Genomic DNA, 24,729 nt, shown 5'->3' with positions numbered 1-24,729 from the left:
ACAAAGACAATCTTATGAGCAAGACAAAACTTATCATCAATAAAAACGGATCAATCAAAATCGAAGGTGATTTTGAAATCATGGATTCAGAAGGAACAGTTTACGGACTTCAGGGAAGATCTGCATTAGGACTTTGCCGTTGCGGATTATCTGCAAATAAGCCATTTTGCGATGGCGGACATAGAAATAACTTCGAACACGATTCTGTTGCGTTTGATTTACCACCAATGAAAACGAACTAATTTCTGGTTGAGATATAAAAAAAGCTGCATTATTTAATGCAGCTTTTTTTATGATTCATATTCTTTGGTTATAAATCTAAGAACATCTTCCAGATATGCTTTGAAATTTTCAAATGGATGTTCGCCAGGATACCAATTCGCAAATTTCCAATATTTCCATTCTTCATTTTTCGATTCTGGAGGTAGTAATAAAAAACACTGTTCTTCTTCTATGCCTGCAACGAGTATAGCATTTTCTAATTCAGGCAAACCATATGCTTCAATTGTAAAAGGATCAATATTTTTTAAAAAGTCAATATTTTCAATTGCTTCAAAAGTTGGTTCAATATCATTTGGAGCTGAAAAGCCATTAGTTATTTTTATAAACTCGATGTAATCTTTGGGTAATTTTATGCCGAGTTTATTTTCAGCTTCAATTATTTGTTTTTCTAAAGCAGGAATAGTTCCCAACCAATTACTTTCAATTTGTTCAGGGGTGAAATTCAAATTTTCATACTTAATTGCTTTTTCAGAAATTGAAATCAGTAAGTTTTTCATCATCTTTTACAAGTAAAGTTCACCTTTCATCGTAATAATCGAAGAACCACCAACCAAAATATCCTCTTCACGATTCATAACTTCAATCATGGAGGCCTGTTTTAGTTTTACCCCTTGAAGAATTTTGTATTCTTTCTCTGATTTGGTGAATTTTTTTTGTGTTAAAAAGCCAATCAGTGGTCCTGCAGCAGTTCCCGTGGCTGGATCTTCATATATTCCAATTATGGGATTGAAGAATCTTGTTTCGACTATGTGTTCCTGATTTTCATCGGCAAGGGTGAAACAATAAAATCCTTCAAATTGATATTCTTTTGAGATTTCGATTAAAAGCTGGTTATCAGGTACAATACTATTGAGTAACTGACTATTTTTTATCGGCACCATCGTATGGGCAACTTCTGTCTTAACGATTGTTGGAACAAAAGCATTTACATCTAAATCTTCTATTTTTAGACCCAATGCCACTGCAATTCTATAAGTTGGAATTTCCTGTTTAATGACCGCCGATTTTTGATGCATTTGCACTACAGGATAATTTGTAACCGAATCAAAACTTACCGTTAATGGAATAGGAGCGTTTTTCATGATTACAAAACGTTCGCTTTCATTCTGTTCCTCAAAAATGGGCAATCTTTTTAGCAAAGCACCACAGACCGCACCCAATAAATTATGTCCGGCACCGTCTATTTCAAAACCTGTTGGCGTAAAAGAACGAACGTTAAGTGCTTTTTGCTTTATAGAATAATAAACAAACGAAGTTTCAGAATAGCCAAATTCTTTTGAGATATTCTGATAGGTTTCTAATTCTAAATCACCATTTGTAAAAACAACTGACAATGGGTTTCCTTTATAACTTTTATTTGAGAATACATCTAAAACGTAGTATTGTAAGGTGGTTCTGTTTTCCATTGTTTATCTTTTTTTTGATAATAAAAAGCTTTTGCAATTTTAGTATTGCCTGTAATATTTTATAAAAGTACTATAAAGAAAACAAACAAAAATGAAGCGTTAATTACTTTTTTGTTTAATTCTTGTTAGAAAAGAAGAACCAAAATATACAATTAAAAGATAGGGAAGATAAAAAGGATAAAACATAAAAGCCTTCAATGGCCAACCAATTCCCATTGTACTTATTCTTAATTTTTTTACTTTATCTAAGTTTTCAGATGCAACATTTTGAAATCTTTGAATGTCGTTCATAGCTTCGAAATCATAACCCAAATGGGAAAGAAGAAGCTTATTGGAGAAATTAGTCCACCAGGCAATAATCAAAATGAGAATAAAAGTGATTATAAGACTGATAATGAGGTAAAGAATGAAAACGTTCTTAGTTTTCCTTTTTTTTAATTGTTTTAAGATAAAAATAGGCAAAATGACTAAGGAAACTAGTAAGACGAACGATATAATTTTGAGTAAAATCTCCATATAAATTTTAGTTGTTTTTTAATTCTCTATAACATTCGTTTCTGCTCTTCGCTAAATTTTATTGCTTTCTCCAATCTTGAAAGTCTGGTTTTTTCTTGTTTGGCGCTCATAATTACGTGAATTATTACTTTTTTGTACGATGGCGCCTGATTGTTGAAATATTCCCACGCTATTTTATTGGCTTTAAATTGCTTTTCGAACTCAGGGTCGAGAATATACGCTTCATTTTCATGTGAGTAAATTTTAGATCTTTCGTCAGATTTTAATTCGAAAGCTTTTATTCCGGCTTCTTTCATCAACCCGGCTTTTGTGAGAACTTCGACTTTTTTAATATTGATTACACTCCAGATACTAGATTTCTTTCTCGGCGTAAACCGAATCGTATAACTTTCTTCGTCAATTGACTTACGAACGCCATCAATCCAGCCAAAACAAAGCGCCTGATCTACAGATTCTGACCAGGTCATACATGGTTTTTTGGTGCTCACTCTATAGAAACCAACGATAAGTTCGGTTTCAGTTTCGTAGTGCTTTTCTAACCATGCTCTGAATTTTTCCTGGGTTGCGAAGAAGGTTGGGGTCATTTTTGTTCAGTTTGTTTTATTGGAGGTGGGGGTGGCAAAATTGAACCTAAGTCTCCAAAGTCAATTATTTGTTTTGTTGGTAAAAAAATTAAATTCTTTTTAAAAGTGCCTACTGAATCCACGAAATTGTAAAGTTCTTTAGGAGCAATACCGCCGTATATTAAAATTGACTTACTTTTTCCATTATTTAAAACATCTATCAAATATGTTCCGCCATCACATAAATGTTCTTGCGAATATTCAGACTTAAACTTTTTAAAGTTTAAACTTTGAAGGTATTTATTCAATTTAATTTTTTCATCATTTTGAATTAGAGCATAAAAATTTTCAGTAGGTCCAGGAAATCTCCGTTGAAGAAATACAGTATCACTACTAGTAAATTTAAATGAGTTGTCGTGATGTAAACCGGCAGATGAAACAATTAAACTATCAAATGGAAATTTATTCACTTCTTCTTTTTTGCATCCGAAGAGAGTAAATACGATCGCAACTAATAAAACTCCTTTTCTCATCATTTAAAATAATTACAAATTCGCAATCGCTCTAATAATCCATAAAAATATGATAAATCCCATAAAAGAGAATTGCACTTTATTCACTTTTTGATTGCCAAACTTTCGGACTAAAAACCGATCGATCAATATAACTAACAAAACGGGAATCAGGCAAAACAGAATGTAAATTCCCATTAAGCCGTCTTCTGCGGAGTTGCCGTTTATTAGTAGTATCGCATAAATTATTCCTACTATAATGGAAAGAATTCCTGAGACGTAGAATAGAGTTAGGTTTTTTGAGAGGTTGGCCATAAGCAAAAAATTACTTTATAATAAGCAAAACTAATTTTTCTTTATTTATTTCTGCAATTTTAAATTTAGTTAGATTTCCTTTAATTGCTAAAGATGTGGTTAATACAGAGTCTTCTAAAGTCCAGTTTCCAACTTGTTTTCTTTCTTGAAAACCAGCATCATTTGCGGTTGGTTCCATATGCATGGTTTCAATTTTACCATCTTCATGAAGTATAATTTTTACGGCCATAGAGAAAGCTTCGGGGGGTACACTTCTTTTAAAGGTTAATGAATTGGATTTAAACCAATCATGATTGTTTACCATTTTCCATACTACGTTTGTCAATTCTTTATGAGGATCTGAAATTTGAGCTGAAAGATTCAGAGTTGTGAAAAATAGGAATAATATTACTGTTTTCATGTTTTTTGTATTTTAAGATTGCGGACAAGAATCGCAAGTCCATCCTTTGGGAGCAGGAGAAAGAATCATTTTATTAAATTCATTTAAATCAAATTTTTTATTGATTTTAATAAAATTGTGCTGATTTTTTATTGCTTCTAATGATTTTCCAAATAGCCAAAATTGATTTGGGCCTTTGTGGCCATGGATTTTAAGTTGTTTTGATTGTTTTTCGTTTTTTAATTCAAAAGCAAAAGTTTCTCCGTCATCAACTAAACTAGTAAACTCTTTTTCTTTTGGAAAAGATATAGTATCTAAAGTGCTTTGGATTTTCTCTTTTTCTTCTTCGTTTAAAATAGTAAAAGAAGTTTGTTCTTCTAATGGATAAGTATTGATGAAATAAAGTGTGTCAGATGAATTGAATTTTAAATAATAAGATTGATGAATATTCCATTTGAAAAAGGTAAAATCATGATTCTTCTTTGATGATTGGCAACTTAATAATACTGTTAGAAGTAAAAGATGAAGAGTTAATTTCATGATTGTAATGTGGTTAATTTTCAAGAATTTCTTCTTTTTTTAATTCTGAAATATCTATTATTTTTTCGCAAAGAGTTACAAAATTTGATAACCCTCTTTCCTTTATGTTGTAGTTAGGTGACCAAAATCGGTAGCTTTTATTTTTTCCTTTTGAGCCGAATTTTATTTCCCAAGTGCTTCCGTCTTTCCCATCTAAAAAAGCTTTCCCAATATTTATTCGATCCAGAGATACTGCTTGATTAACAAGTTTATTAAAAGTTTTAAGATCAATAGTTATAGATTTTCTTATTTTGCTATAGTTCCATTGAGGGTCATAATCCCCAGGCCTGCTTTCAATAAATATTATTGCGCGATTAGTTGTAGACATTCTTGAAATATTGATTTTTACCTCATTATAAGGAATTCTGCGACTATTTATATAGGTAAATTCAATTTCATCAATTTTCGGAGATGTTTGTGCGATACTTTTTTGATAACTTAACATAATGATTATCATCATCGCACATAAAAAGTATTTTTTGATCATAACTATCTAAGGATTTACTAAAGCTAAAATACTCATTTTAATAGTACAAAATAATCTCACAAAACTAAATCTTCTAATGAAACCGTGAGCGTTAGGGATAGCAGCGGAAAGCCCACAGCCTGACGAAGGAAGTGCGAGGACTTGAAGCGAATAGCCCGACCGGAGGGAACGCCAAAAAAAATATTCCCAATCGTATCATTATTTCACCGAAATTTGCAGAACAAAGTACTAAACCATAGAAATCATGGCAAAAGGACCTGAAAAGAATACGAAAAACAAGGCTTTACATACCAAATTGCTCAATCGGAAGAAAGCCAAACTTCAGGAAGAAAAGAGAGAACGCGCCTTGCGTTTGAAAGCTTTAGTGGCAAAAATGAACGAAAAAAATAATACGGACGGAGCTGAGGGCATATAAATTCAGATTGTATTTCTTTTCTGTTTTTATTTAACTGAAATTTGCAAATCAATCTCAAAACAAAAATTAAATGGAGGAATTCGGTAGAATAATAGTTTCTGAAACGGCAATGAATAGTGAAAATCTTCATGATGTTATTCATTCTAATATTTCGGTTATCAATTTAATGCGCGAAGAAGGTGTCGATGACGAATTTATTCACCCAGATGCTTTGATGAGTTATTATCTGGATTATTACTGGTCGCAATATGCCGAAGGGAATTTTGCGCAGTTTGTTTATAAATCAGGTTGGAATAAAGAACTAAACGAATTGATCGAAGAAGGTCTGACTTTACTTGGTGCTGAAAAACACCTGGAATTATTTCAACAACAGAGCAAGAAAGTCAAATTAATGAGCAGCGTTAAGCTGAATAAATTTGTAAGCGGTAAATTCGAAGGGGTAAACCCGGTTCGTGATTCTTTGAACAATGATACTTTTTATGAATTGGAAGAAAACTTAGTGACGCTAAATGCTAATTTCCTGAAAAACCACCCTGATTTCGAAGTGCTTTCGGTAGATGATATGTTTGCTACTTTGGAGGAATATGTTGGGCATGAGATTAAGAGAGCTTAAGGTTTTTTAAACCGCAAAAAGGTTTTACCACAGAGTATCGCAAAGGTTTCACAGAGATTCACAAAGTTTTTATTTAATCTGGTAAAGCCGTAAAGTTTAATTTTCTTTGTGTAACTCTGTGAAAATTCTTTGTGTAACTCTGTGGTAAAATGCTTAATTTTAGTTCTTTATGAAATAGTATTTTATGGAAGAACTAACGCACATCAAATCAATTATCGGGATTATTCTCGGGTTGAGTTTAACACATCTTATTAAAGGATCGGTACTTTTTATTCAGCATCCGGGACGGAAGAAAATCTATTTTGTACACTCGCTTTGGGTGTTTTATGTTTTTTTGCTGATTATTCATTTCTGGTGGTGGGAGTTTAATCTCAAGTTGATAACCGAATGGTATTTTATAGATTACTTCTTCATTATCTGTTATATTCTGATTTATTACCTGCTCTGCGCGATTTTGTATCCGGACGATCTTGTGGATTATACGGGTTATGAAGATTATTTTTATTCCCGTAAAAACTGGTTTTTCGCCATTCTGGCCATTAGTTTTATTGCCGATATTATTGATACAGCTATCAAAGGCGGGAATTACTTTTTATACAATCAAACCGAATATTATGTTAGGATTGCAACACACGTTGCACTTTGTTTAGTGGCAATAAAAGTTCATAATAAAACTTTTCATACCGTTTTAGTAATACTTTTTATCGTTTATGAGCTGTCCTATATCTTAAGATTGTTTAATATTGAGTAAAAATGACTTTTTGATGATAATAATTTAAAAATGTAAGTATAATATTATTTATATTTGTATGAATACATTTTTAAAAAATACCTAAAAACTAAAGTCATGAAAAAAACGGCTACAATTTTGTGTTTTGTTGCATTATTAACTTTAAATCTCTCTTGCGGGAAAGATGATATAGAAAAAGGAATTGACTGTGTTGCTGAATCAATCTATGAAAAAGTGAAACATACAGCCGATGCTACAGATCCTAAAAAGATCAATTTTTCAGTTGAATATACGGGAGATAAAACATTAAAATCCGTAAAATGGACATTTGGTGACGGAACGCCGTCTGTAGAAGGAGTAACGGTTTCTCATACGTATAGTGCTGCAGGAACTTATTCAGTAAAAGCAGAGATCACTGTTCAGGAAGGAAAAGGTACTTGTACATCCTCTCCTGTAAAAAGTGTTACTGTAAATTAAACTATTCTGAACCCATTAAAATGTAAGCTTTGCATTTAATGGGTTCAGTTTTTGATAAGTAATTTTCTGCCGGTCCTTAATTTTGCTTGTAATGATTTTAGTTATTTAAAATAGATTCAAAATGAGATATAAATACGTGCAGATATTGCTTTTTCTTCTTGTTGAAACAGGCTTTTCTCAAAATAAAATCAATCTTTTCTCGGAGATTAATTATAGTTCTATTCCGGCTGTTTCTTTAAATGACTACAAATCGGTTCAGGAGCGTAATACCAGATTTCAAAATCCCAATATTGCTTTAGGAATTGCCATTTCGGGTGGTGGTTCGAGGGCGCAGTTTTTTAGTATGGGCGTTCTTTTGGGATTAGAGGAAATTCAGGAAAACAACCAGCAACGTAACTTCTTAAATGAAATTGATTATTTCTCAACCGTTTCCGGAGGCTGTTATTCGGCAGGATATTATTTGACGATTCTAAAAAACAGACTCAATCACGACAATTGTACCTTTAATGAGTTTTATTTCTCGAAAGCCGATGCCTTTAAAGATTATGTAGATAAATCGGCAACGATTTTGTCTCTTTTAAACAATAGCCGAAACGAAAAAGGTGATAAAATTTCGATGGCACAGCGATTGGATTCGGAGATTCTGCAATACGACAATACGAATCCTGATAACCCAAATAAGTTTTCAACCCAAATGTTGATGTCTGATTTTTTTGTTCCAAAGGAAAGTAAAAACACGCCGAGTTTACCCATGATGGTAGCTAACGGAACAGCATATAACAACGGAGAGCGTATTCCGTTTATGCCTCACATTATTCATGGTTTAAATTTGAATTCTTCTTTAGCACCAAATAAAGCTTCAATTCCATTAAATCATAATGAAGTAAATGATGGTTTTAATTTTCCGGTTACCTATGCTATTACAGCGAGTTCTGCTTTTCCGGGTGTTTTGCCAAAAGTGAAATTTGGTGTAAAAAATCACGATAAAATATTATGTATTATTGATGGCGGTGCATCGGATAATATGGGATATAAAACCCTGGTGGAATTACTTAATAACGATTCTAAAGTAGATAATAAAAACAAACGGGCTCTTTTCATTGATTGTTTAGGGCAAGGAAAAAAGGAACCTTATATCAGCGATCAAAAAATTAAGCTGATTTCGCTTTTTGAAACCGCATCGCTATACACAGTTCAAACCCGCTACATCACTTTTGACAGAGATGTCGAAAATTTAATGGACCGTTATAAAATTCCGGTTTCGAATTATCAGGTTATTGGTTTTACAACGCTTCGGGATTACTTATTAAAGATGGAGAAAGATCAGAAGTATGAAGACTTGGTAACCGAGTTAAAAAACTCAGATGATGATTATTCAACCTGGCTTAGATTTTATACCAACTTCAAAAAAGAATTAATTGATCAGTTTGGGGAACTCAGTTTTACAAAAGACAAAGACGGCGAAGTGATTCTGGCTACTTTGAGCCGTGAGAAATTCGATGAATTAACAGCCAGTGAAATTCTTATCTTATATGAATTTGCCTCGCATGTTCAAACCAAATTACGAATTGCTCCCGAGGAGAGAGAGGTCTTATTACTTTCGGGACGACTGGCAAGCTACTTAAAAGCAAACCAGCTTAAGGAATTATTAGTGGAGCGCAAGTAAAACGATTTAGATAGATTCATTAAGAAAATACTTAAATATTTTGTCCCCATGTTGTGGTATCGTATATTATTTTTGCGTAACTTTATGAAATAACTTACGAATTTCTAGAAATTATGTAAATCATCGATGAATTTGTGTAACACATCGGGAATGCTTTAAAATTAATTTAGCATTATTAATTTTAAAGAAATCAAACATGAAAACTAGAAGCTTATTACTCGCCTTAATACTTAGTATTGGATTATTTTCAACATCTTGCAGCAATGATGATAATGAGGGGGAAACACTAATTCCATTAGAAGGAAAATGGGATCTTAGCAAAACAGGAACTGTTGTTGGCGGAACCGAACAATTAATTGATGCGCCAGAGAATCAAAGTGGATGTAACAAAGATTATTTGGAACTAAAATTAGATAATACAGCACATATTGGAGATTACAATACAACTGCTTGTGCATTAACAGTTCAATCAGGAATTTATTCCAGATCACACAATAATTTAACTACAGTTATTAATGGTGTAACTAAAACTCAGGATATCGTAAATCTAACACTTAAAGAATTAAAAGTGAAAGATGCAGCTGGTATTATAACGGTTTATACAAGATAAATTATTTATCCCATTTTGCTAAATCTCTTTATAGAAGATTTAGCTAACGGAAACAGCTTGGGGGCTGTTTCCGTTTTTTTTTTGTTTTATTAGGTGTTTCACAGAGATACGCAAAAATTACACGGAGTTTCGCAAAGATTTGTAAAAAAGACTTTGTGTCCCTCTGTGTAATTTTTGCGTATCTCTGTGGAATAACTTTTTAGGCTAAACTTTGTCGTATTCTTAGCAAACATTTCCTTAAATTTGCTTCCTTTATATAAAAATACTAGTTATAAACACAAAGCTATGTTACAAATCGCATTTATTAGAGAGAATCAGGAGAAAGTAATCAAGGCTTTAGCAAAACGAAATATCGATGCTAAAAGCGTTGTTGAAGAGGTGGTGCAATTAGACGAAAATCGTCGCGCAACACAAGTTGAATTAGACAACACTTTAGCTGAATCTAATAAATTATCCAAAGATATAGGGGAATTGATGAAAGCAGGAGAGAAATCTAAAGCTGCAATCTTAAAAGAAAAAACAGTTTCCTTAAAAGAAAAAAGTAAAGAATTAGGTGAAAAAGCTGAAGCTTTGGCAGCCGAATTGACCAATAAATTATACACTTTGCCAAACCTTCCGGCAGATATTGTTCCTGAAGGAAAAACTCCGGACGACAATTTAAATGTTTTCGAGGAAGGTGATATTCCGGTTTTACACGAAGGTGCACAACCTCACTGGGAATTGGTAAAGAAATACGATATCATCGATTTTGAATTGGGTGTAAAGATTACAGGTGCAGGTTTTCCGGTTTACAAAGGAAAAGGTGCTCGTTTGCAACGTGCCTTAATCAATTATTTCTTAGATAAAAATACAGCTGCAGGATACAATGAAGTGCAGGTGCCGCATTTGGTAAACGAAGCTTCAGGTTACGGAACAGGACAATTGCCAGACAAAGAAGGACAAATGTATCATTCAACAATTGATGATTTATATTTGATTCCAACTGCTGAGGTTCCGGTTACGAATTTATACCGTGATGTTATTTTAAACGAAAGTGAATTGCCGGTTTTAAACACTGCTTATACGCCATGTTTCCGTCGTGAAGCAGGTTCTTACGGAGCGCACGTTCGTGGATTAAACCGTTTGCACCAATTTGATAAAGTAGAAATTGTGCGTATCGAACATCCGGATAACTCTTATGCAGCATTGGACGGAATGGTCGAGCATGTAAAAGATATTTTGAAAGAATTGAAATTGCCGTATAGAGTTTTACGCTTATGCGGAGGTGATATGGGCTTTACATCAGCTTTGACTTACGATTTTGAAGTGTTTTCTACAGCGCAGGATCGTTGGTTAGAAATTAGTTCAGTTTCTAACTTTGAAACTTTCCAGGCCAATCGCTTGAAATTACGTTTCAAAGACAAAGACGGAAAAAACCAATTGGCGCACACGCTTAACGGAAGTTCATTGGCTTTGCCAAGAGTTTTAGCCGGAATTTTAGAAAATTACCAAACGCCGGAAGGAATCGTAATTCCAGAAGTTTTACGCCCATACTGCGGATTTGATATTATAAATTAAGTTTATAGTTCTTAAGACTAGACCTAACAGGTTTTTAAAACTTGTTAGGTTTTCTCAGTTTTAAATAGGAACTTTAATAAAAAAATACCAAGAGATGGACGGAATTTTAAATTGGAATGTGGATCCGGTTATTGTTATGATAACAGATAGTTTTCCTTTGAAATATTATGGTGCCCTTTTTGCTTCCGGACTTTTACTTGGATATTATATTGTCAGAAATATTTATAAAAAAGAGCAGCTGCCCTTAGATAATCTGGATAGTTTATTGGTTTATGTAATCGTCGGTACGATTTTAGGAGCGCGATTAGGACATTGTTTGTTTTATGAACCTGAGTATTTTTTTAAACATCCAATAGAAATACTTTTGCCCATTCAGAAGATTGCCGGGGTTTATAAGTTTGTTGGTTTCCAGGGTTTAGCCAGTCATGGCGGTACAATCGGTGTTTTAATTGCTATTGTTTTATATTGTAAAAAATATAAAGTGAATTTTTTAGGACTGTTGGACAGAATGGCAATTGGGGTTCCCGTGACAGCGGCTTTTATCAGACTTGGTAATTTTATGAATTCTGAGATCTACGGAAAACCTACAAATGGAAATTGGGGAGTTGTTTTTCAAAGAGACGATTTGATTCCGAGGCATCCAACACAATTATATGAAGCGTTTTCATACTTACTGATTTTTGCCCTTTTATTTTGGATGTATAAAGCAGAAAAAATAAAACAAGCAAACGGTTTATTATTTGGAACTTTTCTGGCACTGCTATTTTTAGCGCGATTTTTAATTGAATTTTTTAAAGAAAATCAAGAGAGTTTTGAGAATAACATGCTGATCAATATGGGACAAATTTTAAGTATCCCTTTTATTTTAATTGGCTTAACTTTGGTTATTTGGAAATCTAAAGAAAGAAAAGAATACACTGAAATTTGATATTTTTGAGTTCAGTTTTAAACTGCGCACAAACTACAACTTAAAAAAACTGAAATATGAAAAACATCTTTATCTATATCGTTTTGTTGTGGTCCGGTTTTGCATTTTCTCAAAATGAACAGCTGGCGCAATATTACTATGATAAAGGCGATTTCGAAAAAGCGAAGATCAGTTACGAAGAGCTTTTAAACAGCGCACCCTCCAATACGCAATATTTTTTAAGAACGGTTGACTGTTATCAGCAATTGCAGCAATTTTCTTTGGCTGAAAAAATGATTCAGGAGCGTTACAATAGATACAAACAAGGTGTTTTTTTAGTGGAACTGGGGTATAATTTCCAACTTCAGAAAAACGATTCAAAAGCCAAAAATTACTACGATCAGGCTATAGAGAAAATCAAAACGAATGCTAATGATGTTTATGGAATTGGAAATTCTTTTGAGAAAAAAGTATTGTTGGAATATGCTTTAAAAGCCTATCAAACGGCAATGCAGGTTCAGCCGAATTACAATTTTAATTTTCAAATCGGAATGTTGTACGGACAGTTGGGCAAAACGGATCAAATGATTGATCTTTTGTTGACAGAATCGTATCAAAATCCGCAGAATGCCAATTTGATTCAGACACAATTATCCCGTTTCATGAACGGCGAAACAGATAATACTGCTTTTAAAGATGCCATGCGAAAAGCTTTAATTCTGAAAACGCAAAAAGATCAGGATGTATTCTGGAATCACTATTTAAGTTGGTTTTATGTACAGCAGAAGGAATTCGGCAAAGCTTTTATTCAGGAAAAAGCCATTTACAAGCGCGAACCGGAGTCACTTTCGAGCATTGTCAATTTGAGTCAGTTTGCACTGAATGAGGATGACACGGAGACGGCGGCTGAAATCCTGAACTTTATTCTTCTTAATACCAAAGATTTAGATTTACTGGTGCAGACCAATTCCTATTTAATGCAAATTAAAATTGATAAAGCACAGGAAAAAGATTATCCAATAATTGATGCTGAGTTACAACAATTGCTTACAACCTATGAAATAACTCCTTTTACCTTATCTTTGCAATTAATTCAGGCGCATTTTAAAGCTTTTAATTTAAAAAAACCAGAAGAAGGTATCGCAATTGTCAAAAGAGCTTTAGAACTCAATTTGAATGATTATCAGGAAGCCGATGCTAAGATGGAGTTGGGCGATATTTTGCTCTTGCAGGAAAAATTCAATCAGGCATTAATTTATTATTCGCAGATTCAATTGGATTTAAAGAATGATGTGATGTCGCATGAAGCGAGTTTAAAGGCGGCGAAAACAAGTTATTATAAAACCGATTTTGAATGGGCTTTAAAACAGTTCAAAGAATTGAAGTCGGCCAACACGCAGTTGATAGCAAATGATGCGCTGGAATATTTTTTATTGATAAATGACAACACCGTTGCCGATTCGACACAAACGGCATTGAAACAATTTGCAAAAGGTGATTTTCTACTTTATCAGAATAAAAAAACAGAAGCAATTACGCAGTTTCAAAGCATCCTGAAAACCTATAAAGGACAGGAAATCGAAGCTGTAACAATGTTGCGTTTAGGTAAAATTTATGAAAGTCAGAAGGATTTTACTTCGGCTTTAAGCCAATACCAGCAGATCATTGACCATCATAGTGACGGAATTTATGTAGATGAAGCGCTGTTTTTTTCGGCAGAAATTTACAACGACGAATTAAAAGATACAGAAAAGGCAAAACCTTTGTATGAAAAGGTAATTTTTAACCATCAGGATAGTATTTACTTTGTTGATGCGAGAAAAAAATACCGCGAGTTGAGAGGAGACAAGAATTTATAATTCAGATTGTAGGTTTCAGATTTTAGATTTTTATTGGAATCTAAAATCTAAAATCTAAAATCTAAAATCAAGAAAAATGATAATTTACAACGTTACCACAAATATACACGAGAGCGTTCATGACCAATGGTTAAAATGGATGCAGGAAAAACACATACCTGAAATTCTGGCAACAGAAAAATTTTCGTCTGCAAGAATTGTGAGGGTTTTAATTGAAGAAGAAATGGGCGGAATTACGTATTCAGTTCAATATACAACAGATAGTAAGGAAACATTAGAGGAGTATTATTTGGAAGAACAGCCGAAATTTGACAGAGAAGCTTTAGAATTATTCGCAGACAAAATGCTTTCTTTCAGAACCGAATTAGAAGTTATTTCGGAACATTAATTTTTGAGTTTTCAGTCTCAGTTTTCAGTTAACAAATAAAGCAAGGCATTAAATTTATGAATCATAAAAAACTATCTGATTACGATGTGTCTTTAAGAGGACAGCTTACAGTTAATTTACCTGTAATTTTAATTATTCTTATAATTGGATTTGGTTTGAGTATGTATTTTGATGTGCATTTTAAAATTGCAATGTTAATTGGTGTTGTTTTAGGCTGGATTTACTGGGGTTTTTCAGTAAAGAAATGGATTCAATGGGCAGTTGAAAATAACGTGGATGAAGAGAGGCTAGTAAAAATAGGAAAAAAGGGATTATTGGTTTGGAGTAAAAATACAGTTGAAACAGTGACCAAAAGGAACAAAATACCTTTCATCTAAATTTTATGTCACCATGGAAATTCGATTTCAAACAAAAGAAGAAAGTAATAGACAACGACAGGAGGACTTTTTGAAGTTGTCGAAAGTTGAAAGGATTTATAGTTTTTTTGCGTTTAAGTGAGCGAATAAGTAAATTTCCTGTGAAGAATAAAATAGATAAAAACAAAGATAATTTCCAGATTGTAATTGATCGGAATACTAAAAAGTAGAACTTTGTAGCTTTGAGCCTTCGTGGCAAAGAAAAATAAAAAATAAAGGCTTTGCGTCTTAGCGCCTTCGTGGCAAGGCAAAACAAAAAGATAAAATGGAAAAAGTAAAAGCCAAAAAACATTTAGGACAACACTTCTTAAAAGACGAAAGTATCGCCAAAGCAATTGCTGATACTTTGAGTTTAGAAGGATACGATGAGGTTCTGGAAATAGGACCAGGAATGGGTGTGTTGACTAAGTATTTGCTTGACAAACCAATTAATACGCACGTAATCGAAATCGATACCGAATCTGTGACGTATTTGGGTGAAAATTATCCGAAATTAAAAGATCAGATTATCTCTCAGGATTTTCTGAAATACAATATCAATGAGGTTTACAAAGACAAACAATTCGCTATAATTGGTAACTTCCCATATAATATCTCAACCCAGATTGTTTTTAGGACGTTAGAGTTCAGAGATCAGATTCCGGAGTTTTCCGGAATGTTTCAAAAAGAAGTTGCAGAGCGAATCTGCGAGAAAAAAGGCTCAAAGGCTTACGGAATCTTATCCGTATTAGCCCAGGCTTTCTATATTACTGAGTACTTGTTTACTGTTGACGAAAATGTTTTTATTCCTCCGCCCAAGGTGAAATCGGGTGTGATGAAAATGACCCGAAAGGAAGATTATAGTCTTCCATGTGGTGAAAAGTTGTTCTTTACTGTGGTGAAAACTGCTTTTCAGCAAAGACGAAAAACATTACGTAACAGTTTGAAAACATTAAATTTAACTGATGATTTGCGATTAGACACTATCTTTGATAAACGTCCTGAGCAACTTAGTGTAGAAGAATTTATTGAACTGACTCAAAAAATAGAAGCCGATGGAGTTCAAAGTTAGCAAAGATTTAATCCACCAATTAGAAGAGCACATTGTTAATAAAAACGACAAGGAACTTGAAGTTTTATTAAACGATTTGCACCACGCAGATATTGCCGAAATCCTGGATGAGCTCGATTTTGACGAAGCAACTTATATTTTCAGGGTTTTAGATAGTGATAAAACAGCAGAAATTCTTCTTGAACTAGAGGACGATTTGCGTGAAAACATCTTAAGCCGACTTTCACCTAAAGAGATTGCAGAAGAGCTTGATGAGCTTGAAACCAATGATGCGGCCGATATTATCGGGGAACTTTCGCAGGAAATCAAAGCGGAGGTAATCTCAGAATTAAATGACGTTGAGCACGCAAAGGATATTGTCGAATTATTGCGTTACGACGAAAATTCTGCCGGTGGTTTGATGGGGAAAGAGTTAGTAAAAGTCAATGAAAATTGGAATGTACTGACTTGCGTGAAAGAAATGCGTATTCAGGCAGAAAACGTTTCCAGAGTACATTCGATTTATGTTGTTGATGATGAAAACCGATTAAAAGGCAGATTGTCATTAAAAGATTTATTGACGACTTCAACCAAAACTCAGATTGGTGATATTTATATTAGAAAATTAAATTTTGTAAACGTAGATACCGAAGATGTTGAGGTAGCACGTATCATGCAAAAATACGATTTAGAGGCCATTCCGGTTGTGGATGAATTGGGTCGTTTGGTGGGAAGAATTACTATTGATGATATCGTAGATGTAATCAAGGACGAAGCTGATAAAGATTACCAGTTAGCGGCGGGTATTACACAGGACGTTGAATCAAATGATAGTGTTTTGGAGTTAACCAAAGCACGTTTGCCATGGCTTTTAATTGGAATGGTAATCGAAATTGTGGCTTCCTTTGTTTTGAAAGGAAACGAGGATGTGTTCAAAATCCATTCTACCTTAATCATTTTTGTGCCATTGCTTTCGGCGACTGCCGGAAATATAGGGGTTCAGGCATCAGCAATCGTTGTTCAGGGTTTAGCAAACGGAACTTTAAAAGAATTTAGTCGTGGTTATTTTACTAAAGAAATTACCGTATCGATGATTTCCGGAACTATTATTTCATTGCTTTTATTAGGATATCATTCTATTATGTATCAGCAATATTTAGTAGGATTTGCCATTTCAATTTCGATGATAGTAGTGATTTTATTCGCTGCGACTTTGGGAACTTTGGTACCACTTTTTCTTCATAAAAATAAAATTGATCCCGCTATTGCGACAGGTCCGTTTATCACGACAACCAATGACGTTTTTGGAATTATGCTCTACTTTGGAGTAGCCAAATTGATTCTTGGATTTTAGATTTTTGCCACAAAATAGTAGCTTACAGTGATTTAAGATCCTTAAAATCTGCGTAATTTGCGAAACTAAATATGCTATTAACCAGCCAATACACAAGCAATGAAAGTACATATAATTGGGGGAGGGAATCTTGGGGTTTCTATTGCCTTGGGAATTGCCAAATTCTCCAAAAACAACCAGGTTACAGTAACAAGAAGAAACACAGCCAGTATTCAGTATTTAGCTGAATACGGAATCACGGTTTCTAACGATAATAAACACAATATTCAGGAAGCTGATGTAGTGATTTTAACCATAAAACCGTATCAGGTTGATACTGTTTTTGCTGAAATCTTACCCGTAATTAAAGGAAAAACGATTGCTTCTGCAGTAAGCGGTTTGTCTTTGGATATGCTTCAATCCAAAACAAATAATGAATTTCCGGTAATTAGAATTATGCCGAATATCGCAGCGCAGTTTGGAGAATCGGCAACTTGTATTTCTTTTCCTGAAACAGATCGTGAAGAAGCGATGCCAATTGTAGATTTGTTCCAAGATTTGGGAACTGCTCCGATTATCGATGAAAAATTAATGGATGCAGCAACAGTTCTTGGAGCATGCGGAACAGCTTATGCCTTAAGATATATACGTGCCTCAATGCAAGCCGGAATCGAAATTGGTTTTGATTCACAGACAGCTTTAGCAATTGCAGCACAAACCGTAAAAGGAGCTGCAAAAATGTTATTAGAGGAAAAAGTACATCCGGAACAATTAATCGACCGTGTAACGACGCCTCAGGGATGTACAATCGTTGGTCTGAATGAAATGGAACATAATGGGTTTAGTTCGTCTTTGATTAAGGGGATTAAAACTTCGTTGAAACAAATCAAAGGTTAGATTTTTAAAGAAATTCCAATATAGAAAATTCCAAATTCCAATTTTTGTTGGGTTTGGAATTTTTGTTTTAAGAAATAGTCGGTTTTTTGTCATTTCGACGAAGGAGAAATCGTACAAGTAGCTCCGCAATCAAAATCTTCAATCTTTGGCGAGTCACGTGTGTGATCCTTCCTCTGTCAGGATGACCAGTTTGCGAATAATTGGAATTTGGATTTTTTTAATTTGGAATTTCAGGATGAAAAAACCTCAAAATGCTCCACCTTCTCTTCAAATTCTAAAAGAAAATAATCATCTTCAGAATAATACTTTGCTTTTTCAAAATCTTCTCCGGCAAAATTTTTAATGACTTCGAGATTCTCCCAATACGTGATCAAAGTAAAATGACCCTCGTTGTTTTTGATGTTTCTTAAAAAGGATAATTTTATAAAACCAACTGTTTTTGAATAATCAGGAATAGCAGTCTTTTGTAAAAACTCAGTGTAAACATCATAATCTTCAACCTTTGTTTTTCCGTGCCATATTCTTGCGATCATAATAATAAGTTTTAAAGTTAGTTATCATGCGATGTTGGAATTTGGACCCGAGCGTTAGCGAACAGGCGTAGCAGTTCCTTTTTTGGGATTTTTCTTTAAAACATACTTCAAATAAACAAATCCGAAAATTCCCGAAAGTACAGAAGCAATCAAAATAGCAATTTTAGAAAAAACAATGGTTTCGGGATCTTTGAAAGCCAAAATGGTAATGAAAATCGACATAGTAAAACCAATTCCGCCTAACATTCCAGCGCCTAAAATATGTGGCCATTTTAACTTCTTCGGCAGAGCACAAAGTCCGGCAGTTACTCCCAAAAAAGAAAAAAGCAGAATCCCTAAAGGTTTTCCGACTACCAATCCTAAAACAATCCCAAATGTATTAGGATGATTTAATCCTTCATGCCAGTCCGATTCTATGGCAATACAAGTATTAGCAATAGCAAATAATGGCAAAATGAGGAACGCAACGGGTTGATGTAAAAAATGTTGTAGTTTATAAGAAACTGATTTTTCTCCACCATCTCCAAACGGAATGACAAATGCCAGAATCACACCTGTAATGGTTGCATGGACACCAGAATTCAACATAAAATACCACATAAAAACACCACCAACTAAATACGGAATAATATTATTGACTTTCTTTCTGTTTAAAATAAACAAGAATACCCAAATAGATAATGCAATGCTAAGGTTTATAAAGGAGATTGAAGTGGTATAAAATATAGCAATAACAATAATGGCGCCTAAATCGTCAATAACTGCAAGTGCAGTTAGAAACACTTTTAACGAAGCAGGAACTTTATTTCCTAACAATGACAAAATTCCAATCGCAAAGGCAATGTCTGTCGCCATCGGAATTCCCGCTCCGTTTTGTGTGGCCGTTCCAAAATTTAAGGCTAAAAATATTCCGGCAGGGACCAGCATTCCGCCTAAAGCAGCCATTAAAGGTAAAGAAGCATTCTTTATACTTGATAATTCTCCGTGGTAAATTTCACGTTCTAATTCTAAACCAATTAACAAAAAGAAAATCGTCATTAATCCGTCATTAATCCAATGTGTGATCGAATGTCCGCCTAAATCTTTTTCCCAAAAAGCTATATATTCAGTCTGAAAGGGTGAATTAGCAAGATAAAGCGAAATAATAGTAACGAAAAGCAATAACAGCCCTCCGGATTTTTCGTTTTCAAAAAAAGTTTTAAAAGTTTTGGTCAATATCATTTGTGAGAATTTTTGCTGATTTGAAGATGAATATCGGATAGAATTCTCAGCGTTGTTATTTCAAAGTTAAAAAAAATATAGGCAATAAAAAATTCTGGAACGACTATGGGCTTAAAGTTTGGTGTCAATTGATCTCACAACAGATTAATTGACAAAGTTTTGAGCCTGAAACCTGAAACTTGAAACTTTCTAATATTTAGTAATAAATAATAAGCTGTATTTTTGTTTTTCTTTAGTATAAAAATATTAGTTATGAGCACGAAAATTCTACATATCGACAGCAACAATCCAATCCTTTGGCAGCAACTTGAAGACGCCGGTTTTGAAAACCATGCCGATTTCAAATCTTCGAAAGAAGAAATTGAAGCAAAAATTCAGGATTATAATGGAATCGTAATCAGAAGCCGCTTTAAAATTGATAAAACTTTTATAGATAAGGCTGTCAATTTACAGTTTATTGCCAGAGTTGGCGCGGGTTTAGAAAGTATCGATTGTGATTATGCTGAAACAAGAAACATACACCTAATTGCCGCTCCGGAAGGTAATCGCAACGCTGTTGCAGAACATTCTTTGGGTGTAATTTTATCACTTTTCAATAATTTGAATCAGGCTGATGCTGAAATAAGAGCCGGGCATTGGAATCGTGAAAGTAATCGCGGCCATGAACTTGACGGAAAAACGGTCGGTATTATTGGGTACGGAAACATGGGGAAAGCATTTGCCAAAAAACTTCGTGGTTTTGACGTTGTTGTTTTGTTTCATGATATTTTAGAAAACATTGGTGATGAAAATGCCAAACAAGTTTCATTAAGTGAATTACAAACTCAAGCCGATGTTTTGAGTTTACATCTTCCATGGACGCCAGATACAGATAAAATGGTAAATGCGGACTTTATAAATGCATTTGCGAAGCCATTTTGGATTATTAATACTTCGCGTGGTAAAAATATCGTTACAGCAGATTTAGTTGAAGCTATGAAGTCTAAAAAGATTCTGGGAGCAGGTCTGGATGTTTTGGAGTATGAGAAATTATCTTTTGAAACACTTTTTCAGGATAAAAATACTCCGGAAGCTTTTCAATATTTACTACAAGCCAAAAATGTTTTGTTAACGCCGCATATTGCAGGCTGGACTTTTGAAAGTCATGAAAGATTGGCGCAGGTTATTGTAGACAAAATCAAGGCAGTTTATGCTTAATAATGCAATATAGCTAAGACTTAAAGAGTTGTGTTTTTTCTCTAAAATCAATTTAGTTTTTTATAACAAGTCTTTTCTTTAAAAGTAACATTCAGAATTAGTTTTTAAGATTATTTTTTTCTAATATTGTTCGGAAAATTTTTAACAAAATTTTGGACAGGAGCAGCCGAAAATCCTAAACAGAGTAGGATTTAACTAACTAATTTTTATTAATTATGATTGAATGGTACAAAAAAGTAGTTTTTGAGAACTATGCAAATTTCAAAGGTAGAGCAAGAAGAAGCGAATATTGGTATTACCGTTTGGCTAGTACAATTATCTTTTTATTGTTTGTTGTTTTAGGAGTTGTTGTATATGCAGCTACTGATAATGGCCCTTTGGCTCTTGGTTTAGGTTATGGCTTGCTTATGCTTTATGCATTAGGAACAATGGTTCCATCGTTGGCAGTTTCAGTTCGAAGAATGCATGATATCGGTAAAAGTGGCTGGACTATTTTTGTTGCTATGATTCCATTAGTTGGTCCTATTTGGATATTGGTTTTGTTATTCACTGAAGGAGATTCTGGTGAAAATTATTATGGAACTGATCCAAAAAATGAAATTGAAGAAATCAATGAAATCGGAAACGTTGAATTACAATAATTTAAAATAGATAAAAATGGAAAATACTAAACCAGAAGCTTGGAATACACCATCAAATCCAAGAGAAGAAAATAAAAAAGTTGTATCAGGAATTTTTGCAATATTATTAGGTTACTTGGGAGTTCATAAATTTTATTTAGGATATACCAAAGAAGGAATTATTCAGATTCTTTTAACTTGTCTGTGCGGAGTAGGTGCTTTAATTGGTCTTATCGAAGGGATTATTTACCTGACAAAATCGGATGAAGAATTTTATCAAATGTATCAGGTTGGCAGAAAACCCTGGTTCTAAAATATAAAAAAACCGTTAGTAAGTACTAACGGTTTTTTTATATTGATTTGCAATTAATCTTCTTTCTCAGATAATTTACGCTCTAATTCTATTTGAAATTCTTCAATTACGGGTTTCATTGTGCTCTCCGGAATATCGGCAATCCTGATGTACATTAGGCCGTCAATTGCATTGTTGAATAAAGGATCGACGTTGAAAGCTACAACACGCGCATTTTGCTTGATGTACTTCTTAATTAAAACAGGCAAACGTAAATTTCCTGGTTCTAACTCGTCAATAATTTTATCAAATTTATTTAAGTCTGATTCGGCTTCATCAAATATAAAGTCTTTATCAGCATCTTTCAGTTTTACTTTATAGGCTTTCTTCGGATGAATATATTGCGCAATATAAGGATCGTAGTAATTCGACTTCATAAACTCAATCATTAACGATTTAGAGAAGTCTGAGAATTGATTACTGATACTCACGCCACCTAATAAATATTTATGTTCAGGATAACGCAGTGTAGTATGAATAATACCTTTCCATAACAAGAATAAAGGCATTGGTTTTTGCTGATAATCTTTGATGATAAAAGCACGACCCATTTCGATCGATTTATGCATCATATCGTGCAATTCTGGCTCGAATCTAAAAAGATCATTCAGATAAAAACCTTCAATTCCATATTTAGGATAAATTTCAGAACCCAATCCCATACGGTAGGCACCTGCAATTTTTTTGGTTTCATCATCCCATAAAAACATGTGGTGATAATACTGGTCAAATTTATCTAAATCGATAGATTCATTTGTCCCTTCGCCAACTTCACGGAAAGTAATTTCGCGTAGACGACCAATTTCATGTAAAATATTCGGAACAGATTTCGCCGTAGCAAAAAATACTTCGTAGTTTTTACTTTGTAATAAACGACAATCACTGTTTCTTAAAGCATCTACTTCGGCAATCATTTTTGACTCGCTTGCCGGCGTTACGATTTTTTTAGGTGCTTTCGGTATTTTTAAGCTTGCCGTATCAATTAATTTGCTGTCCTTTTCAAAAGGATTGGCAAGCATATAGGTTTTCTTTCTTAAGAATTCTGAATACTCTTCAAACGATTCAATTTCATTTTGTTCGTTTACCGAAATCGGTTTACCAATACGAACTTTAATGACACGATCTTTTTGAGTTAACAATTCAGACGGCAATTTTGCAGTACGCAAAGTATCGTCGATTTTAGAAAGCCAGTAGAATAATTTGCTGTTTTTAGCATGAAAATAAATGGGTACAACCGGAACTTTTGCTTTTCTGATTAACTTCAAAGCGCCTTCTTCCCAAGGTTTGTCAACTACTAATTTTCCATCTTTATAAGTGGAAACTTCCCCGGCAGGAAAAATCCCTAACGGTTTTCCATCGCTTAAATGACGCAAAGTTTCTTTAATTCCCACCACGCTCGATTTGGCATCCTTATGATTTTCAAAAGGATTAACCGGCATGATATATTTTTTAAGCGGAACAATTCGGTGTAATAAAAAGTTGGCGATGATTTTGAAATTTGGTTCTCTTTCCAACATTAATTTCAAAAGCAAAATACCATCAATCCCTCCAAGCGGATGATTTGAGATGGTAATATAGGCACCGTCTTTAGGTAAACGTTTCAAATCTTCTTCAGGAATTTCGAATTTAATCTCCATCTCATCCAAAATACCGTTCAAAAACGCAACATCCTCTAAGTGTTTATTGTGATCGTAAATTTTATTAAGGGTAGAGATCTTAAGAACCTTCATAAGAATCCAGCCAGAAAAAGTACCGAAAACTCCGTACTTATCAACATTTATTGCCTTTGCAACTTCTTTCGCGGTAACTAAACCCATGTACTATTTTTAATTTATTAGAGCAGCGAACAAAGATAACAAAAAACTCTACTTTTCGTTGATTCAAACGCAAACTTTCCACTTTTTTATTACATTTGGAATCCTAAAAAAAAATACACTGATGAAAATTATTTCTTATAATGTTAACGGAATTCGTGCAGCAATTACTAAAGGTTTTATCGAATGGCTGCAGCAGGCAAACCCTGATGTAATTTGCCTTCAGGAAATAAAAGCGACTCAGGAGCAAATTCCGGTAGACGATATCACGGCGGCAGGCTATCCGTTTCAATATTATTATCCCGCAACAAAAAAGGGATATAGCGGTGTAGCTATACTTTCTAAAATAAAACCCAATAATGTCGTTTTCGGAACCGGAATCCACCATATGGATTTTGAAGGTCGTAACCTTCGCGCCGATTTTGACGATTGTTCCGTAATGAGTTTATACCTTCCGTCAGGAACAAATATTGAAAGATTAGATCATAAATTTATGTTTATGGATGACTTTCAAAACTACATTAACGAATTAAAAGTAACCATTCCGAATCTGATAATTTGCGGGGATTACAACATTTGCCACGAAGCGATTGATATTCATGATCCGGTCCGTAATAAAACTGTTTCAGGATTCTTACCTGCAGAACGCGCCTGGCTCGATGCTTTCATGAAATCTGGTTTTATTGATAGTTTCCGTCATTTCAACAAAGATCCGCATCATTATTCTTGGTGGAGTTATCGCGCTGGAGCCCGCGGGAATAACAAAGGCTGGCGTATCGATTACAATTTGGTAAGCGATTCTATGGAGCACAGATTAAAACGTGCCGTAATTCTTCCAGATGCCGTTCACTCAGATCACTGTCCGGTTTTAGTCGAAATTGAATAAAGTTTGGTATTGTTCTTGTTGAAAGAATAGCGGTTTAAAGCGAGTTTTTGGAATTTCAAGGAGCTATTTCCTGCTGTCCTTCCAAATCTTTTATGGTGAACCCCACCATAAAAGGATTTTCCCTCCCATCAGGGCTAGGGGTCTCCGTTAAACAAGAAATTTCGAATTT

The 24,729-nt window shown here is 34.0% G+C and carries 29 protein-coding genes; 19 read left to right on the top strand and 10 right to left on the bottom strand.

The window, feature by feature from the left end; all coding sequences use genetic code 11:
• Nucleotides 1–14: 14 nt before the first annotated feature.
• Nucleotides 15–242 carry a CDGSH iron-sulfur domain-containing protein gene (locus AC3ITQ_RS04380; RefSeq protein WP_026984188.1) on the top strand — a complete coding sequence of 76 codons (228 nt, stop codon included), beginning with the start codon at nt 15–17 and terminating at the stop codon, nt 240–242.
• 48 nt (nt 243–290) lie between these two features.
• On the opposite strand, the gene AC3ITQ_RS04375 is transcribed toward AC3ITQ_RS04380, so the two are convergent.
• From AC3ITQ_RS04375 to AC3ITQ_RS04345, 7 genes are all read right to left on the bottom strand, one after another.
• On the bottom strand, nt 291–782 hold the full coding sequence (locus AC3ITQ_RS04375) for an SMI1/KNR4 family protein (RefSeq protein WP_489236970.1): 492 nt from the start codon (nt 780–782) through the stop codon (nt 291–293).
• Between the two features lie 3 nt (nt 783–785).
• Nucleotides 786–1,688 carry a PhzF family phenazine biosynthesis protein gene (locus AC3ITQ_RS04370; protein WP_489236969.1) on the bottom strand — a complete coding sequence of 301 codons (903 nt, stop codon included), beginning with the start codon at nt 1,686–1,688 and terminating at the stop codon, nt 786–788.
• 542 nt (nt 1,689–2,230) lie between these two features.
• Nucleotides 2,231–2,788, bottom strand: coding sequence for a YdeI/OmpD-associated family protein (locus tag AC3ITQ_RS04365; RefSeq protein WP_489236968.1), 558 nt, complete (start codon nt 2,786–2,788; stop codon nt 2,231–2,233).
• Nucleotides 2,785–3,303: a hypothetical protein gene (locus AC3ITQ_RS04360; protein WP_489236967.1), complete on the bottom strand. Its 519-nt coding sequence runs from the start codon at nt 3,301–3,303 to the stop codon at nt 2,785–2,787. Before AC3ITQ_RS04360 ends, AC3ITQ_RS04365 begins: the two co-directional genes overlap by 4 nt.
• Nucleotides 3,304–3,604: 301 nt before the next feature.
• Nucleotides 3,605–3,994 (bottom strand): hypothetical protein, encoded by a 390-nt coding sequence (locus tag AC3ITQ_RS04355; RefSeq protein ID WP_489236966.1) that lies wholly within the window; start codon nt 3,992–3,994, stop codon nt 3,605–3,607.
• A gap of 12 nt (nt 3,995–4,006) precedes the next feature.
• Nucleotides 4,007–4,513 (bottom strand): hypothetical protein, encoded by a 507-nt coding sequence (locus AC3ITQ_RS04350; RefSeq protein ID WP_489236965.1) that lies wholly within the window; start codon nt 4,511–4,513, stop codon nt 4,007–4,009.
• Nucleotides 4,514–4,526: 13 nt separating this feature from the next.
• Nucleotides 4,527–5,039 carry a hypothetical protein gene (locus AC3ITQ_RS04345; protein WP_489236964.1) on the bottom strand — a complete coding sequence of 171 codons (513 nt, stop codon included), beginning with the start codon at nt 5,037–5,039 and terminating at the stop codon, nt 4,527–4,529.
• Nucleotides 5,040–5,283: 244 nt separating this feature from the next.
• On the opposite strand from AC3ITQ_RS04345, the gene AC3ITQ_RS04340 reads away from it, so the two are divergent.
• The 14 genes from AC3ITQ_RS04340 to proC all read left to right on the top strand — a co-directional run bounded on the left by AC3ITQ_RS04340 (nt 5,284) and on the right by proC (nt 17,937).
• Entirely contained in the window at nt 5,284–5,454 is a 171-nt protein-coding gene (locus AC3ITQ_RS04340; protein ID WP_167547708.1) for a hypothetical protein, read from the top strand.
• Between the two features lie 70 nt (nt 5,455–5,524).
• A complete protein-coding gene (locus tag AC3ITQ_RS04335) occupies nt 5,525–6,067 on the top strand; it encodes a DMP19 family protein (protein ID WP_194659168.1) in 543 nt (180 codons plus the stop codon).
• Nucleotides 6,068–6,251: 184 nt separating this feature from the next.
• A complete protein-coding gene (locus AC3ITQ_RS04330; protein ID WP_489236963.1) occupies nt 6,252–6,818 on the top strand; it encodes a hypothetical protein in 567 nt (188 codons plus the stop codon).
• Nucleotides 6,819–6,914: 96 nt separating this feature from the next.
• Nucleotides 6,915–7,274: a PKD domain-containing protein gene (locus tag AC3ITQ_RS04325; protein ID WP_489236962.1), complete on the top strand. Its 360-nt coding sequence runs from the start codon at nt 6,915–6,917 to the stop codon at nt 7,272–7,274.
• Nucleotides 7,275–7,395: 121 nt separating this feature from the next.
• Nucleotides 7,396–8,940 carry a patatin-like phospholipase family protein gene (locus AC3ITQ_RS04320; protein ID WP_489236961.1) on the top strand — a complete coding sequence of 515 codons (1,545 nt, stop codon included), beginning with the start codon at nt 7,396–7,398 and terminating at the stop codon, nt 8,938–8,940.
• A gap of 196 nt (nt 8,941–9,136) precedes the next feature.
• Entirely contained in the window at nt 9,137–9,550 is a 414-nt protein-coding gene (locus AC3ITQ_RS04315; protein WP_489236960.1) for a lipocalin family protein, read from the top strand.
• Nucleotides 9,551–9,835: 285 nt separating this feature from the next.
• Nucleotides 9,836–11,107, top strand: coding sequence for a serine--tRNA ligase (gene serS / locus AC3ITQ_RS04310; protein WP_489236959.1), 1,272 nt, complete (start codon nt 9,836–9,838; stop codon nt 11,105–11,107).
• 94 nt (nt 11,108–11,201) lie between these two features.
• Nucleotides 11,202–12,035: a prolipoprotein diacylglyceryl transferase gene (gene lgt / locus AC3ITQ_RS04305; protein ID WP_489236958.1), complete on the top strand. Its 834-nt coding sequence runs from the start codon at nt 11,202–11,204 to the stop codon at nt 12,033–12,035.
• A 56-nt stretch (nt 12,036–12,091) separates the two neighbouring features.
• On the top strand, nt 12,092–13,873 hold the full coding sequence (locus AC3ITQ_RS04300; RefSeq protein ID WP_489236957.1) for a tetratricopeptide repeat protein: 1,782 nt from the start codon (nt 12,092–12,094) through the stop codon (nt 13,871–13,873).
• A 76-nt stretch (nt 13,874–13,949) separates the two neighbouring features.
• On the top strand, nt 13,950–14,261 hold the full coding sequence (locus tag AC3ITQ_RS04295; RefSeq protein ID WP_194659175.1) for a DUF4286 family protein: 312 nt from the start codon (nt 13,950–13,952) through the stop codon (nt 14,259–14,261).
• A 56-nt stretch (nt 14,262–14,317) separates the two neighbouring features.
• A complete protein-coding gene (locus tag AC3ITQ_RS04290) occupies nt 14,318–14,638 on the top strand; it encodes a hypothetical protein (protein WP_489236956.1) in 321 nt (106 codons plus the stop codon).
• 304 nt (nt 14,639–14,942) lie between these two features.
• On the top strand, nt 14,943–15,728 hold the full coding sequence (gene rsmA, locus AC3ITQ_RS04285) for a 16S rRNA (adenine(1518)-N(6)/adenine(1519)-N(6))-dimethyltransferase RsmA (RefSeq protein WP_194659176.1): 786 nt from the start codon (nt 14,943–14,945) through the stop codon (nt 15,726–15,728).
• Complete coding sequence (gene mgtE, locus AC3ITQ_RS04280; RefSeq protein ID WP_194659177.1) at nt 15,712–17,061, top strand: magnesium transporter; 1,350 nt, start codon at nt 15,712–15,714, stop codon at nt 17,059–17,061. The genes rsmA and mgtE overlap by 17 nt, the downstream gene beginning before the upstream one ends.
• 99 nt (nt 17,062–17,160) lie before the next feature.
• Nucleotides 17,161–17,937 carry a pyrroline-5-carboxylate reductase gene (gene proC, locus AC3ITQ_RS04275; protein ID WP_489236955.1) on the top strand — a complete coding sequence of 259 codons (777 nt, stop codon included), beginning with the start codon at nt 17,161–17,163 and terminating at the stop codon, nt 17,935–17,937.
• 230 nt (nt 17,938–18,167) lie between these two features.
• On the opposite strand, the gene AC3ITQ_RS04270 is transcribed toward proC, so the two are convergent.
• Both AC3ITQ_RS04270 and nhaA read right to left on the bottom strand, forming a co-directional pair.
• On the bottom strand, nt 18,168–18,470 hold the full coding sequence (locus AC3ITQ_RS04270; RefSeq protein WP_489236954.1) for an antibiotic biosynthesis monooxygenase family protein: 303 nt from the start codon (nt 18,468–18,470) through the stop codon (nt 18,168–18,170).
• Nucleotides 18,471–18,524: 54 nt separating this feature from the next.
• Nucleotides 18,525–19,691: a Na+/H+ antiporter NhaA gene (nhaA, locus tag AC3ITQ_RS04265; RefSeq protein ID WP_489236953.1), complete on the bottom strand. Its 1,167-nt coding sequence runs from the start codon at nt 19,689–19,691 to the stop codon at nt 18,525–18,527.
• Nucleotides 19,692–19,943: 252 nt separating this feature from the next.
• Here nhaA and AC3ITQ_RS04260 point away from each other — a divergent pair, with 252 nt between their 5' ends.
• The 3 genes from AC3ITQ_RS04260 to AC3ITQ_RS04250 all read left to right on the top strand — a co-directional run bounded on the left by AC3ITQ_RS04260 (nt 19,944) and on the right by AC3ITQ_RS04250 (nt 21,821).
• On the top strand, nt 19,944–20,888 hold the full coding sequence (locus AC3ITQ_RS04260) for a 2-hydroxyacid dehydrogenase (RefSeq protein WP_489236952.1): 945 nt from the start codon (nt 19,944–19,946) through the stop codon (nt 20,886–20,888).
• Between the two features lie 215 nt (nt 20,889–21,103).
• Nucleotides 21,104–21,529 carry a DUF805 domain-containing protein gene (locus tag AC3ITQ_RS04255; protein WP_489236951.1) on the top strand — a complete coding sequence of 142 codons (426 nt, stop codon included), beginning with the start codon at nt 21,104–21,106 and terminating at the stop codon, nt 21,527–21,529.
• A 16-nt stretch (nt 21,530–21,545) separates the two neighbouring features.
• On the top strand, nt 21,546–21,821 hold the full coding sequence (locus tag AC3ITQ_RS04250) for a TM2 domain-containing protein (RefSeq protein ID WP_489236950.1): 276 nt from the start codon (nt 21,546–21,548) through the stop codon (nt 21,819–21,821).
• Nucleotides 21,822–21,874: 53 nt separating this feature from the next.
• Here AC3ITQ_RS04250 and AC3ITQ_RS04245 read toward each other — a convergent pair whose 3' ends face one another.
• Nucleotides 21,875–23,677, bottom strand: a complete 1,803-nt coding sequence (locus AC3ITQ_RS04245; RefSeq protein WP_375031078.1) for a GNAT family N-acyltransferase — start codon at nt 23,675–23,677, stop codon at nt 21,875–21,877.
• 121 nt (nt 23,678–23,798) lie between these two features.
• On the opposite strand from AC3ITQ_RS04245, the gene AC3ITQ_RS04240 reads away from it, so the two are divergent.
• On the top strand, nt 23,799–24,560 hold the full coding sequence (locus AC3ITQ_RS04240; protein WP_489236949.1) for an exodeoxyribonuclease III: 762 nt from the start codon (nt 23,799–23,801) through the stop codon (nt 24,558–24,560).
• Nucleotides 24,561–24,729: the final 169 nt, after the last annotated feature.

It is taken from the genome of Flavobacterium sp. KH_001 (assembly GCF_057840745.1).
The sequence above is the reverse complement of the archived record's forward strand: the minus strand, read 5'-3'. Positions and strand labels throughout refer to the sequence as shown.

Bases quoted from the DNA above. Each gene is read 5' to 3' on its own strand.
- AC3ITQ_RS04325 (WP_489236962.1), top strand. From the start codon at position 6,915: ATGAAAAAAACGGCTACAATTTTGTGTTTTGTTGCATTATTAACTTTA.
- AC3ITQ_RS04240 (WP_489236949.1), top strand. From the start codon at position 23,799: ATGAAAATTATTTCTTATAATGTTAACGGAATTCGTGCAGCAATTACT.
- AC3ITQ_RS04380 (WP_026984188.1), top strand. From the start codon at position 15: ATGAGCAAGACAAAACTTATCATCAATAAAAACGGATCAATCAAAATC.
- AC3ITQ_RS04245 (WP_375031078.1), bottom strand. From the start codon at position 23,677: ATGGGTTTAGTTACCGCGAAAGAAGTTGCAAAGGCAATAAATGTTGAT.
- rsmA (WP_194659176.1), top strand. From the start codon at position 14,943: ATGGAAAAAGTAAAAGCCAAAAAACATTTAGGACAACACTTCTTAAAA.
- AC3ITQ_RS04375 (WP_489236970.1), bottom strand. From the start codon at position 782: ATGATGAAAAACTTACTGATTTCAATTTCTGAAAAAGCAATTAAGTAT.
- AC3ITQ_RS04335 (WP_194659168.1), top strand. From the start codon at position 5,525: ATGGAGGAATTCGGTAGAATAATAGTTTCTGAAACGGCAATGAATAGT.
- AC3ITQ_RS04365 (WP_489236968.1), bottom strand. From the start codon at position 2,788: ATGACCCCAACCTTCTTCGCAACCCAGGAAAAATTCAGAGCATGGTTA.
- AC3ITQ_RS04320 (WP_489236961.1), top strand. From the start codon at position 7,396: ATGAGATATAAATACGTGCAGATATTGCTTTTTCTTCTTGTTGAAACA.
- AC3ITQ_RS04295 (WP_194659175.1), top strand. From the start codon at position 13,950: ATGATAATTTACAACGTTACCACAAATATACACGAGAGCGTTCATGAC.
- AC3ITQ_RS04355 (WP_489236966.1), bottom strand. From the start codon at position 3,994: ATGAAAACAGTAATATTATTCCTATTTTTCACAACTCTGAATCTTTCA.
- AC3ITQ_RS04300 (WP_489236957.1), top strand. From the start codon at position 12,092: ATGAAAAACATCTTTATCTATATCGTTTTGTTGTGGTCCGGTTTTGCA.
- AC3ITQ_RS04370 (WP_489236969.1), bottom strand. From the start codon at position 1,688: ATGGAAAACAGAACCACCTTACAATACTACGTTTTAGATGTATTCTCA.
- AC3ITQ_RS04255 (WP_489236951.1), top strand. From the start codon at position 21,104: ATGATTGAATGGTACAAAAAAGTAGTTTTTGAGAACTATGCAAATTTC.
- AC3ITQ_RS04345 (WP_489236964.1), bottom strand. From the start codon at position 5,039: ATGATCAAAAAATACTTTTTATGTGCGATGATGATAATCATTATGTTA.
- AC3ITQ_RS04270 (WP_489236954.1), bottom strand. From the start codon at position 18,470: ATGATCGCAAGAATATGGCACGGAAAAACAAAGGTTGAAGATTATGAT.
- mgtE (WP_194659177.1), top strand. From the start codon at position 15,712: ATGGAGTTCAAAGTTAGCAAAGATTTAATCCACCAATTAGAAGAGCAC.
- lgt (WP_489236958.1), top strand. From the start codon at position 11,202: ATGGACGGAATTTTAAATTGGAATGTGGATCCGGTTATTGTTATGATA.
- AC3ITQ_RS04250 (WP_489236950.1), top strand. From the start codon at position 21,546: ATGGAAAATACTAAACCAGAAGCTTGGAATACACCATCAAATCCAAGA.
- AC3ITQ_RS04330 (WP_489236963.1), top strand. From the start codon at position 6,252: ATGGAAGAACTAACGCACATCAAATCAATTATCGGGATTATTCTCGGG.
- AC3ITQ_RS04315 (WP_489236960.1), top strand. From the start codon at position 9,137: ATGAAAACTAGAAGCTTATTACTCGCCTTAATACTTAGTATTGGATTA.
- AC3ITQ_RS04260 (WP_489236952.1), top strand. From the start codon at position 19,944: ATGAGCACGAAAATTCTACATATCGACAGCAACAATCCAATCCTTTGG.
- AC3ITQ_RS04290 (WP_489236956.1), top strand. From the start codon at position 14,318: ATGAATCATAAAAAACTATCTGATTACGATGTGTCTTTAAGAGGACAG.
- nhaA (WP_489236953.1), bottom strand. From the start codon at position 19,691: ATGATATTGACCAAAACTTTTAAAACTTTTTTTGAAAACGAAAAATCC.
- serS (WP_489236959.1), top strand. From the start codon at position 9,836: ATGTTACAAATCGCATTTATTAGAGAGAATCAGGAGAAAGTAATCAAG.
- AC3ITQ_RS04360 (WP_489236967.1), bottom strand. From the start codon at position 3,303: ATGATGAGAAAAGGAGTTTTATTAGTTGCGATCGTATTTACTCTCTTC.
- AC3ITQ_RS04350 (WP_489236965.1), bottom strand. From the start codon at position 4,513: ATGAAATTAACTCTTCATCTTTTACTTCTAACAGTATTATTAAGTTGC.
- proC (WP_489236955.1), top strand. From the start codon at position 17,161: ATGAAAGTACATATAATTGGGGGAGGGAATCTTGGGGTTTCTATTGCC.
- AC3ITQ_RS04340 (WP_167547708.1), top strand. From the start codon at position 5,284: ATGGCAAAAGGACCTGAAAAGAATACGAAAAACAAGGCTTTACATACC.